The sequence below is a fragment of the uncultured Alistipes sp. genome (assembly GCF_949296715.1).
GTDB lineage: Bacteria > Bacteroidota > Bacteroidia > Bacteroidales > Rikenellaceae > Alistipes.
Genome location: NZ_CASFQD010000032.1, coordinates 17,264 through 27,098, shown reverse-complemented (window position 1 = coordinate 27,098; position 9,835 = coordinate 17,264). Strand labels below are relative to the sequence as shown.

General features: G+C 65.7%; 9 protein-coding genes. 7 read left to right on the top strand and 2 right to left on the bottom strand.

Features of this window, described 5'->3' with window-relative positions; genetic code table 11:
* Positions 1–205: 205 nt before the first annotated feature.
* The 7 genes from bamD (at position 206) to Q1Y33_RS04995 (ending at position 7,001) form a co-directional block, all read left to right on the top strand.
* A complete protein-coding gene (bamD, locus tag Q1Y33_RS05025) occupies positions 206–1,024 on the top strand; it encodes an outer membrane protein assembly factor BamD (RefSeq protein WP_300798655.1) in 819 nt (272 codons plus the stop codon).
* Positions 1,025–1,026: 2 nt separating this feature from the next.
* Entirely contained in the window at positions 1,027–1,353 is a 327-nt protein-coding gene (locus Q1Y33_RS05020) for a DNA-directed RNA polymerase subunit omega (RefSeq protein ID WP_300798654.1), read from the top strand.
* A gap of 13 nt (positions 1,354–1,366) precedes the next feature.
* Positions 1,367–2,587 carry a bifunctional phosphopantothenoylcysteine decarboxylase/phosphopantothenate--cysteine ligase CoaBC gene (gene coaBC / locus Q1Y33_RS05015; protein ID WP_300798653.1) on the top strand — a complete coding sequence of 407 codons (1,221 nt, stop codon included), beginning with the start codon at positions 1,367–1,369 and terminating at the stop codon, positions 2,585–2,587.
* 5 nt (positions 2,588–2,592) lie between these two features.
* The gene (gene recN, locus Q1Y33_RS05010; protein ID WP_300798652.1) at positions 2,593–4,299 is read left to right on the top strand and encodes a DNA repair protein RecN; all 1,707 of its coding nucleotides are present in this window, start codon (positions 2,593–2,595) and stop codon (positions 4,297–4,299) included.
* A 166-nt stretch (positions 4,300–4,465) separates the two neighbouring features.
* Complete coding sequence (locus Q1Y33_RS05005) at positions 4,466–5,053, top strand: phosphoglycerate mutase family protein (protein WP_300798651.1); 588 nt, start codon at positions 4,466–4,468, stop codon at positions 5,051–5,053.
* Between the two features lie 115 nt (positions 5,054–5,168).
* Positions 5,169–5,642, top strand: a complete 474-nt coding sequence (locus tag Q1Y33_RS05000; RefSeq protein ID WP_300798650.1) for an RNA polymerase sigma factor — start codon at positions 5,169–5,171, stop codon at positions 5,640–5,642.
* Positions 5,643–5,663: 21 nt separating this feature from the next.
* Positions 5,664–7,001 (top strand): zf-HC2 domain-containing protein, encoded by a 1,338-nt coding sequence (locus Q1Y33_RS04995; RefSeq protein ID WP_300798649.1) that lies wholly within the window; start codon positions 5,664–5,666, stop codon positions 6,999–7,001.
* Between the two features lie 89 nt (positions 7,002–7,090).
* Here Q1Y33_RS04995 and Q1Y33_RS04990 read toward each other — a convergent pair whose 3' ends face one another.
* Both Q1Y33_RS04990 and groL read right to left on the bottom strand, forming a co-directional pair.
* Positions 7,091–7,999: a DMT family transporter gene (locus Q1Y33_RS04990; RefSeq protein ID WP_300798648.1), complete on the bottom strand. Its 909-nt coding sequence runs from the start codon at positions 7,997–7,999 to the stop codon at positions 7,091–7,093.
* Positions 8,000–8,190: 191 nt separating this feature from the next.
* Positions 8,191–9,822, bottom strand: coding sequence for a chaperonin GroEL (gene groL / locus Q1Y33_RS04985; RefSeq protein ID WP_300798647.1), 1,632 nt, complete (start codon positions 9,820–9,822; stop codon positions 8,191–8,193).
* Positions 9,823–9,835 lie beyond the last annotated feature (13 nt).

Genomic DNA, 9,835 nt, shown 5'->3' with positions numbered 1-9,835 from the left:
CGGCACCGCCCCGCCGCCCGCGGCGCATCATCCCCCGGTGCGCCGTGACGCACCTCCCGGCCGGCCGCTGCCCGGAAGGCCACCGGGGTGAAAGCCGAAGCTCCGGCCCGCATCGCCGCAAGCGCCCGCCGGACAATAATTTTTTTTGCAATTCGTTAATTTATGCGTAACTTTGCGCGATAAAGCGCCGTAAAAATTTCTTCAGATGAAGCAGACTTTCTTATACGCCCTGTGCGCCGTGGCCGCGTCCGCGGTTTTCAGCAGCTGCGGAGGCATCAACGCCCTGCTCAAGAGCGGACAGCCCGACCCGATCTACACCAAGGCGCTGGAGTATTACCAGAAAGAGAAATGGCAGCGCGCCTCGACCCTCTTCGAAGGGGTGCAGCATTACTATGCGGGCACGCCGCGCGAGGACAGCATCTCGTTCTTCAACGCCCGCTGCAAGTTCAAGAACCGCGACTACGAGACCGCCTCGATGCTCTTCGAGGATTTCCGCCGCAAGTTCGGCCGCAGTCCCTTCATCGAGGACGCCGAAGGTATGTACGCCCTCTGCTTCTACTACCTGGCCCCGGGGCCGTCGCGCGACCAGACCGTCACGGGTCAGGCGCTGATCGCCATCAACGAGTTCATGTCGCACTACCCGTTGAGCGACCAGATTGACAACTTCAGGCAAATCAACAAGGAGCTGACCGAACGGCTGCACGAGAAGGCCTACCTGAACGCCTACACCTACTACAAGATCGGACGCTACAAGTCGGCCATCACGGCGCTGAAAAACGCCCTGAAGCAGTATCCCGACAGCAGGCACCGCGAAGAGATCATGTACCTGATCGTCGATTCGAGCTACCGTCTGGCCAGCAACTCCGTGACGAGCAAGCAGACGGACCGCTATCTCTCGATGCTCGACTCGTACCTCTCCTTCAAGGAGGAGTTCCCCGAATCGAAATACGTCAAACGCCTGGACCGCCTGGCCGAAGAGGCCCGCGGATACCTCGACCGCAACAACAAGGAAAACAACATATAGAGATGGAAATCAAGAAGAACATTCCCAACAACACCATCACGCGCAAACTGGTGGACCTGGACAAGGAGACCGGCAACATCTACAAGACGGTGAACATCATCGCCCGCCGCGCCAACCAGATCTCGACCGAGCTCAAGACGGAGCTCAACCGCAAGCTGGCCGACTTCTCGTCGCCCACCGACACGATGGAGGAGACCTTCGAAAACCGCGAGCAGATCGAAATCTCGCGCTACTACGAGCGCCTGCCCAAACCGGTCATCATCGCCACGGAGGAGTTCCTCGACGGCGAGCTCTTCTACCGCGACGGCAAGGAGCAGCCGCAGGCCTAATCCGCGCCGACCGATGGATCCGCTGCAGGACGCACGCCCGCTCGAGGGGCGCCACATACTGCTGGGCATCACGGGCAGCATCGCCGCCTACAAGTCCGCCCTGCTGTGCCGTCTGCTGAAGACGGCCGGGGCCGACGTGCGCGTGGTGATGACACCGCTGGCCAAGCAGTTCATCACGCCGCTGACGATGGCCACGCTCTCGAAGAACCCGATTCTCGTGGAGTTCTTCGACCCGGAGAACGGCGCGTGGAACTCCCACGTCTCGCTCGGCGAGTGGGCCGACTGCTGCCTGATCGCTCCGGCCACGGCCAACACGCTGGCCAAGATGGCGGCAGGCATCGCCGACAACCTGCTGCTGACCACCTACCTGTCGGCGCGCTGTCCGGTCGTCGTGGCCCCGGCCATGGACCTGGACATGTATGCCCATGCGGCCACGCAGGAGAACCTCGCACGCCTCGCCGGGCGCGGCGTGCAGATCGTCGAGCCCGCCGAAGGCGAGCTGGCGAGCGGCCTTCGGGGCAAGGGCCGCATGGCCGAACCGGACGAAATCGCCGCCTTCGTCGGGCGTCTGCTTGACGAAGAAAAAAAAAAGCCGCTCGCCGGTAGGCGCTTTGTCGTGACCGCAGGGGCCACGATCGAGCCGATCGACCCCGTGCGGTTCATCTCGAACCACTCCTCGGGCAAGATGGGCTACGCCATTGCGGGCGAACTGGCACGGCGCGGCGCCGACGTGGTGCTCGTGAGCGGCCGCACGGCTCTCGACACCCCCGAAGGGGTACGGCGCGTGGATGTGCTCTCGGCCGACGAGATGTACACGGCGGCCGTCGAGGCCTTCCGCGAGGCGGACGGCGCGGTGATGTGCGCCGCCGTGGCCGACTACACGCCCGTGGCGGTTGCCGACCGCAAAATCACGAAGGGCGACGGCGAGATGACGCTGACGCTGCGCCGCACGCGCGACATTGCCGCCGAACTGGGTGCCGACAAACGGGGCCGCCTGCTGGTGGGCTTCGCGCTGGAGACCCACGACGAGGAGGCGCACGCCGAGGCGAAGCTCGCGAAAAAGCACTTCGACTTCATCGTCCTCAACTCGCTGCGCGACGCCGGGGCAGGCTTCCGCGGCGACACCAACAAGGTCACCTTCATCGACGCCGCGGGACGCGAACCCCTGCCGCTGATGTCCAAGCGCGACGTCGCGGCACGCATCGCGGACAAGATCGAATCACTCTTAAAATAAAGGTCATGTTACGCCGTCTGACGGTCGAGAACTACGCGCTGATCGACTCCCTTACGCTGGAGCTCGATCCGCACCTGAACATCATCACGGGCGAGACGGGCGCCGGCAAGTCGATCCTGCTGGGGGCGCTCTCGCTGCTGCTCGGGGCCAAGAACGACGGCTCGGCCATGAAGGATGCGGCCCGCAACTGCACGGTCGAGGGGACCTTCGACCTCGCGGGGCGCGGCATGGAGCCCTTCTTCGCCGAGAACGACCTCGACTACGCCGCGGAGACGACCCTTACGCGCATCATCACCCCCGCGGGCAAGAGCCGCTCGTTTATCAACGACGTGCCCGTGTCGCTCGCGCAGCTGCGCGAGCTGGGCGGCCGCCTGATCGACATCCACTCGCAGCACCAGAACCTGATCCTCTCCTCCGAGGAGTTCCGCACGCAGGCGCTCGACACGCTGGCCGGCAACGGACAGCTGCTCGAGCAGTACGCCGCGCAGTACGCCCGCCTGACGGAGCTGCGGCGCGAGCTTGCGGCGTTGCGCGAGGCGGCCGAGGCGGGACGCCGCGACGAGGAGTGGCTGCGCTTCCAGAACGACGAACTGACAGCCGCGGCGCTGCGCGAAGGCGAGCAGGCCGAGATCGAACAGGAGCTCGCCGTACTCGAGAACGCCGAGAGCATCGGCGAGGCCTTCACCACGCTGCGCAACGCCTTCGACGCCGACGAGACGGGCATCCTCGCGCAACTCAAGCAGAGCGAAAACGCCTTCGGCCACCTGCGCGCCCACTACCCCGCCGCCGGGGAGTATGCCGACCGGCTGCACGCGGTGATCGAGGAGCTCAAGGATATCAACGGCGGCGTGACGGCCGCCTCGGAGCGGCTCGACGCCGACCCCGAGCGGCTGGCGAAGCTCTCCGCACGCCTCGACCTGCTGCTCTCGCTCCAGCAGAAATACCACGCCGCCGACGAAGCCGAACTGCTCGCGGCACGCGACCGCTGCGCCGCACAGCTGGCGGCCATCGTCCACGGCGACGAACGCATCACCGAGGCCGAAGCGGCCCTCGCCGCCGCGGAGGCCGAAGCCGGCGCGCTGGCCGACCGCCTGCACGAGGCCCGCGAGAAGGCCGCGCCGCTCTTTGCGGAGCAGATCCTCGCCACGCTTGCCCGGCTGGGCATGGCCGAGACCGTTTTCCGCGTGGAGCTCACGCCGCAGCCGCAGCTCGGACGCTCGGGCCGCGACGGCGTGCAGTTCCTCTTCACGGCCAATGCGCGCATGACGCCGCAGCCCGTCGAGCGCATCGCCTCGGGCGGCGAGCTCTCGCGCGTGATGCTGGCGCTCAAGGCGCTGCTCGCGGAGCGCATGCAGCTGCCGACGGTGATCTTCGACGAGATCGACACGGGTGTCTCGGGCCGCATCGCCGACGCCATGGGCGAGATCATCGCCGCCCTCGCCGCGACGATGCAGGTCGTCGACATCACCCACCTGCCGCAGGTCGCCTCAAAGGGCTCGTCGCACTTCGTCGTCTACAAGCACGACGGCCGCACCTCGATCACCCGCCTGACGGACGACGAGCGCGAGACCGAAATCGCCAAGATGCTCTCCGGCTCGGAGATCACCGATGCGGCCCGCACGCAGGCCCGCATCCTGCTGGGCCGCGCCGCCAAGCCCTCGAAACGAAGCACACAGAACACCCCCGACGAGAAGTCCGGAAAACTTTTTTAAGGTGAAGGGTGAAAAGTAAAAGGTGAAAGGTGAGGGACGGGAACGATGTGACAGACCCCTTGCCGCCACCGGTGCCTTCAGGCCGGAGAATCCCGGTCCATTATCCGCCCGTTACGGGCCCGACCGGCAGCGATCGGGCCTTTTTCAAATACAAACAAAACCCGCCATGGAACACCTGCTTGAAACGGCTGCCGCGAACCAGCGGCGCGCCCGCGAGATCATCCGCACGACCGGACTCGAGGCGATCTGGCGCTCGGTCGGCGCCGAACCCCGTCTGGTAGGGTCGCTCCGCACGGGGCTGCTGATGACCCACCGCGACATCGACTTCCACATCTACTCCGCGCCGCTGCGCACGGCCGACAGCTTCGCCGCCATGACCCGCCTGGCCCAGGACCGGCACATCCGCCGCGTGGAGTACGCCAACCTGCTCGACGCCGAGGACCGCTGCCTCGAATGGCATGCGCAGTATGTCGACGACGAGGGGGCGGCGTGGCAGATCGACATGATTCACATGGAGAAGGGGTCGCCGTGGGATGGCTACTTCGAACGCGCGGCCGACCGCATCGCCGCCGTACTGACCGACGAGACGCGCCTGGCGATCCTGCGTCTCAAGTACGAGACGCCGCCCGCGGAGAAGATTCCCGGCATCCGCTACTACGAGGCGGTGCTGCGCGACGGCGTGCGCACGTGGGAGGAGTTCGCGGCATGGCTCGCCGCACACCCCGCCGGAGGGATCGTCACCTGGATGCCCTGACGGACCGCACGCGCGGCCCGTTTTTTTGTGCCGGTTTTACGTCTTTTACGCCCCGGCGGCGTCTTATAATCGGAAGCGCTCCCAAAAACGAACCGAAAAAAGAGAAACATTCACCATGGAAAACCCGAACACACCCCTGCCCGACCGGATCGCCCGGGCCGTCGCGGAGTACCACGCCGAGCTGTACCGCTTCGCGGCGCTGCGGACCGGATCGCGAAGCGATGCCGAGGACATCGTGCAGGAGGCCTTCCTGCGGCTGCTGACCGCCCCGGGCGAGATCACCCACCTCCGGGCCTACCTCTACCGCTGCGTGGCCAACGCCTGCTGCGACCGGAAACGCCGGCGTGCGGTCTTCGAACCGCTCGGGCCGCAGCTCCCGGCCGACGACGGGGAAGCCCCGCTGCGCGAGGAGGCCGAACGGATCGCCGCGCTGCTCGACCGCCTGCCGGAAGAGCAGGCCGAAGTCATCCGCCTGCACACCTTCGCCTCGCTGCGCTTCACCGAGATCGCCCAGACGCTCCAGCTGCCCGCGTCGACCGTCAAGTCGCGGTTCAGCTACGGCATCGAACGACTGAAGAAACTGATGTAAAACCTGAAAAAACCGAACACCATGAAGACCGAAAAGAATATGGACTGCCGCCTCTTCCTCGAACAGCTGGACGACCTGCTCGCCGGTGAACTACCCGTCGCCCTGCGCCGCCGGATGGAGGCACACGCCGCCGAATGCCCCGCATGCGCCGAGGCGCTCCGCTCCGCCCGCCAGGCGCTGGAGGCCGTCACCCCGCAGCACGACATCCCCGTACCCGAAGGGCTCGAAAACCGCCTGATGGACACGCTCCGCCGCCAGGCCACCGCACAATCCGCCGCACCGCGCCGCACCGCCCGCCGCCGCTGGATCGGCATCCTCTCGGGCGTCCTCTCGGCCGCGGCCGTCATCACCGTCGCCCTCACCGTCGGGCTCAACACCCCGGCCCGGGCCGCCCGCAACAGCTTCATGCAGGCCGTCACCTCGATGGAGGGAGTGCGGAGCATCCGCATCGAGCTGCGCATCCGCACCGCCGCAAGCGAACACTTCGACTACACCAACCCGCTCGACGAGTTCGTGCCCCACACACTGGAGGCCGTCTACACGCCGCAGCTCCTCTGGCGCGTCGAGAAACCGGGCCGCAAGGCGCTCTACGACGGCCGGCACATCTATCAGTGGCTCGACACGACGGGCGACGGCATGATCCTCTCCTACTCGTCCGGCGAGCCGGGCATGCTGAACCTGCTGATCGACCCGAGCCAGCTGCTGCTGCTCGAACAGCAGCTCACCCGCTCGCACGACGGCTCACGATACGACCTGCGCCACGAGGGGGAGACGCTCCGCCTGACGGTCACCAGCCCGGCACAAGGAGATTTCCGCGAGAGTGACTACCTGCGCAACAGCTCGATCCTCGAGAGCGACACGCGCCGCGAATACCGCTTCGACGCCGCCAGCGGACGGCTCACGGGCGCCCGCGTAACCTTCCTTGCCGGAGGGCGCGAGCAGACCCTGCTCGAGATCGACCGCATCGAATACGACGCCCCGCTCGACACCGCCGCGCTCACCCGCCTGCCCGAAGGCATCACCTGGACGGACCATACCCGCCCGATGCAGGCCGGGCGTCTCGCGGGCATCGACGCCGCGCAGGCCGGGCAGCTGATCCTCGAAGCCTTCGCCGCGTGGGACGAGGCGATCCTCGACGAGGCGCTCTACGTCTACGGAGCCGGAGCCCGCGAGCTGCTCAAAAAGCGCTATGCCGGTGCCCGGGTCACGGAGCTCGGAAAGCCCTTCCGCTCGGGCAAATACGCCGGGGTCTTCATCCCCTGCACGCTGCGGATGGCCGACGGCAGCACGGAGAAGATACGGCTGGCCCTGCGCAACGACAACCCCGGGCAGCGCTGGCTCGTCGACGGAGGCCTGTAACCGGTGGCTGCACAAAGGAAAGCCGGGTGCCGTTTCGCGGCACCCGGCTTTGTTCTGCACGGCCCGCAGCGGGGCCCGTCGCACGGGGATCAGCGGCGGCGCCAGCGCTGCACGAGCGTCTCGCCCTTGAAGTAGATCACCAGCGAGCTGACGATGACGAGCATGCCCGCCACGGTACTGAAGTCGGGGTGCTCGTCCGGCAGCATCACCCAACTCAACACGGCCCCCAGCACGGGGTTGATCAGACGGCACATGTTGACGTCGCTGACCTTCGTGCCGGGCGTGCGCAAGGCCATGAACCAGAAGCTGAAAGCGAAGACCGAGATGAAGACCAGCACGCCGAGGCTGGCGTAGAAGCCCGCCGGCTTGTCCCAGAAGGGGTGAAAGCCCTCCGCAGCGATGCCCACGCCGTAGATCAGCAGACCACCGAAGAACATCTGCACGGCATTCAGGAAGACAGGGTCGACCTTCTCCTTGTCCTCCGAGACGGAGATGGCCGAGTAGCCCTGAAAGACAATGCTCAGCAGGAGCAGCACGATGCCGCCGATGCCCCGCCAGTCGAGCGGCTCGCCGTCGCTGCCCGTGCCGACGATCAGCAGCAGACCCGCGAGGCTCACCACGAGGCTGACGACCTTGTAGCGGTTCAGGCGGTCGTTGCTCGCCAGCAGGTGCGCCAGCAGCACATTGATGAGCGGCGTGAGCCCCATGACAATGGAGCTGATGGCCCCGCTGACGAAATCCACGCCGAAGTAGAAGGCCGAATAGCCCAGGAACATGTTGATGAGGATCAGGTTCGCGAAGAGCCGCCGGCGGCGGACGATCTCGCGCCACATGCCGCGGTGCCAGGTCCACGCGAAGAGAATGATGCCCACGACCGTGAAGCGCAGCCCCGCGAAGTTCATCGGGGTGAAGTCATAACTCAACCCCTGCTTGATAAACGGATTGACGATGGCCCACAGCACCGAGGCCAGCACCGCCAGAAGAATGCCTTTTTTCATAACGTTCGGATCAGCAGCCGCAAAGATACGCATTTATCCGTCTTCTTCTCCGCCGCGGGACCGGAAAGCGGCGGAAGACGGGAAAAACAGCGCCGCACGAGCGGCCGCGCCGCGCCGGAGCACAAAAAAACGGGACGAACCCCGAAAAGGGTTCGTCCCGTTCACATGGTCGGCCCGGGGCCGGACGGCTGTTACATCATGCCGCCCATGCCGCCTGCGGGCATTGCCGGCACGGCGGGCTGCTCGGACTTCTTCTCGGCGAGCACGCACTCCGTCGTGAGGAACATCGAGGCGATCGACGCGGCGTTCTCCAGCGCGACACGCGACACCTTCGTCGGGTCGATGATACCGGCTGCGAGCATGTCCTCGTAGCGGTCGTCGCGGGCGTTGTAGCCGAACGAGCCCTTGCCCTCGCGCACCTTGTTGACAACCACCGAACCCTCGCCGCCGGCATTGGCAACGATCTGGCGCAGCGGCTCCTCAATGGCGCGCTTGACGATCTGGATACCCGTCGTCTGGTCCTCGTTCTCACCCTTCATGCCCTCGAGGGCTGCCGTGGCACGGATGTAGGCGACGCCGCCACCCGGAACGATACCCTCCTCGACGGCGGCACGCGTAGCGGCCAGGGCGTCGTCGACGCGGTCCTTCTTCTCCTTCATCTCGACCTCCGTAGCGGCACCGACGTAGAGCACGGCCACACCGCCGGCCAGCTTGGCCAGACGCTCCTGCAGCTTCTCACGGTCGTAGTCCGACGTAGCCTTCTCGATCGACGCACGGATCTGGGCCACACGGGCGGCAATGGCCTCCTTCTGGCCTGCACCGTCGACGATCGTCGTGTTCTCCTTGTTGAGCGTCACCTTGTCGGCCGTACCCAGCATCGAGAGGTCGGCGTCCTCGATCTTCATGCCCTTGTCGGTCGAAATCACCGTGGCACCCGTCAGGACGGCGATGTCCTCGAGCATCTCCTTGCGGCGGTCACCGAAGCCCGGGGCCTTGCAGGCGGCGATCTTCAGCGTGCCGCGCAGCTTGTTGACCACAAGGGCCGACAGCGCCTCGCCGTCGACATCCTCGGCAATGATCAGCAGCGCACGACCGCTCTGTGCGACCGGCTCCAGCACGCCCATGATCTCCTTCATGGTCGAAATCTTCTTGTCCGTGATGAGGATGTAGGGCTTCTCGAGCTGTGCCTCCATCTTCTCGGGATCGGTCATGAAGTAGGCCGAGATGTAACCGCGGTCGAACTGCATGCCCTCGACCACGTCGACATGCGTCTCCGTGCCCTTGGCCTCCTCGACGGTGATGACACCCTCCTTGTTGACCTTGGCCATTGCCTCGGCGATCAGCTTGCCGATGTTCTGGTCGTTGTTGGCCGAAATGGTGGCCACCTGCTCGATCTTGGCGAAGTTCGAGCCGACCTCCTGGCTCTGCTCACGCAGCGAAGCCACGACCGCAGCCACGGCCTTGTCAATACCGCGCTTCAGGTCCATCGGGTTGGCACCGGCCGTCACGTTCTTCAGACCCACGCCGATGATCGACTGGGCCAGCACCGTGGCCGTCGTCGTGCCGTCGCCGGCATCGTCGTTCGTCTTCGAGGCGACCTCCTTGACCATCTGGGCGCCCATGTTGGCGAAAGCATCCTCGAGCTCCACCTCCTTGGCGACCGTCACACCGTCCTTCGTGATCTGCGGTGCCCCGAACTTCTTGTCGATGATGACGTTGCGACCCTTCGGGCCGAGCGTGACCTTCACGGCGTTCGACAGCGCGTCGACACCCTCCTTGAGCAGCTCGCGCGCCTCCACGTTATATTTGATCTCCTTTGCCATAGTTGTTTCTGCG

What these genes read in the sequence shown, in the direction of transcription:
- bamD (WP_300798655.1), top strand. Translation starts at nt 206, where the DNA reads ATGAAGCAGACTTTCTTATACGCCCTGTGCGCCGTGGCCGCGTCCGCG.
- Q1Y33_RS05020 (WP_300798654.1), top strand. Translation starts at nt 1,027, where the DNA reads ATGGAAATCAAGAAGAACATTCCCAACAACACCATCACGCGCAAACTG.
- Q1Y33_RS04990 (WP_300798648.1), bottom strand. Translation starts at nt 7,999, where the DNA reads ATGAAAAAAGGCATTCTTCTGGCGGTGCTGGCCTCGGTGCTGTGGGCC.
- recN (WP_300798652.1), top strand. Translation starts at nt 2,593, where the DNA reads ATGTTACGCCGTCTGACGGTCGAGAACTACGCGCTGATCGACTCCCTT.
- Q1Y33_RS04995 (WP_300798649.1), top strand. Translation starts at nt 5,664, where the DNA reads ATGAAGACCGAAAAGAATATGGACTGCCGCCTCTTCCTCGAACAGCTG.
- Q1Y33_RS05000 (WP_300798650.1), top strand. Translation starts at nt 5,169, where the DNA reads ATGGAAAACCCGAACACACCCCTGCCCGACCGGATCGCCCGGGCCGTC.
- Q1Y33_RS05005 (WP_300798651.1), top strand. Translation starts at nt 4,466, where the DNA reads ATGGAACACCTGCTTGAAACGGCTGCCGCGAACCAGCGGCGCGCCCGC.
- coaBC (WP_300798653.1), top strand. Translation starts at nt 1,367, where the DNA reads ATGGATCCGCTGCAGGACGCACGCCCGCTCGAGGGGCGCCACATACTG.
- groL (WP_300798647.1), bottom strand. Translation starts at nt 9,822, where the DNA reads ATGGCAAAGGAGATCAAATATAACGTGGAGGCGCGCGAGCTGCTCAAG.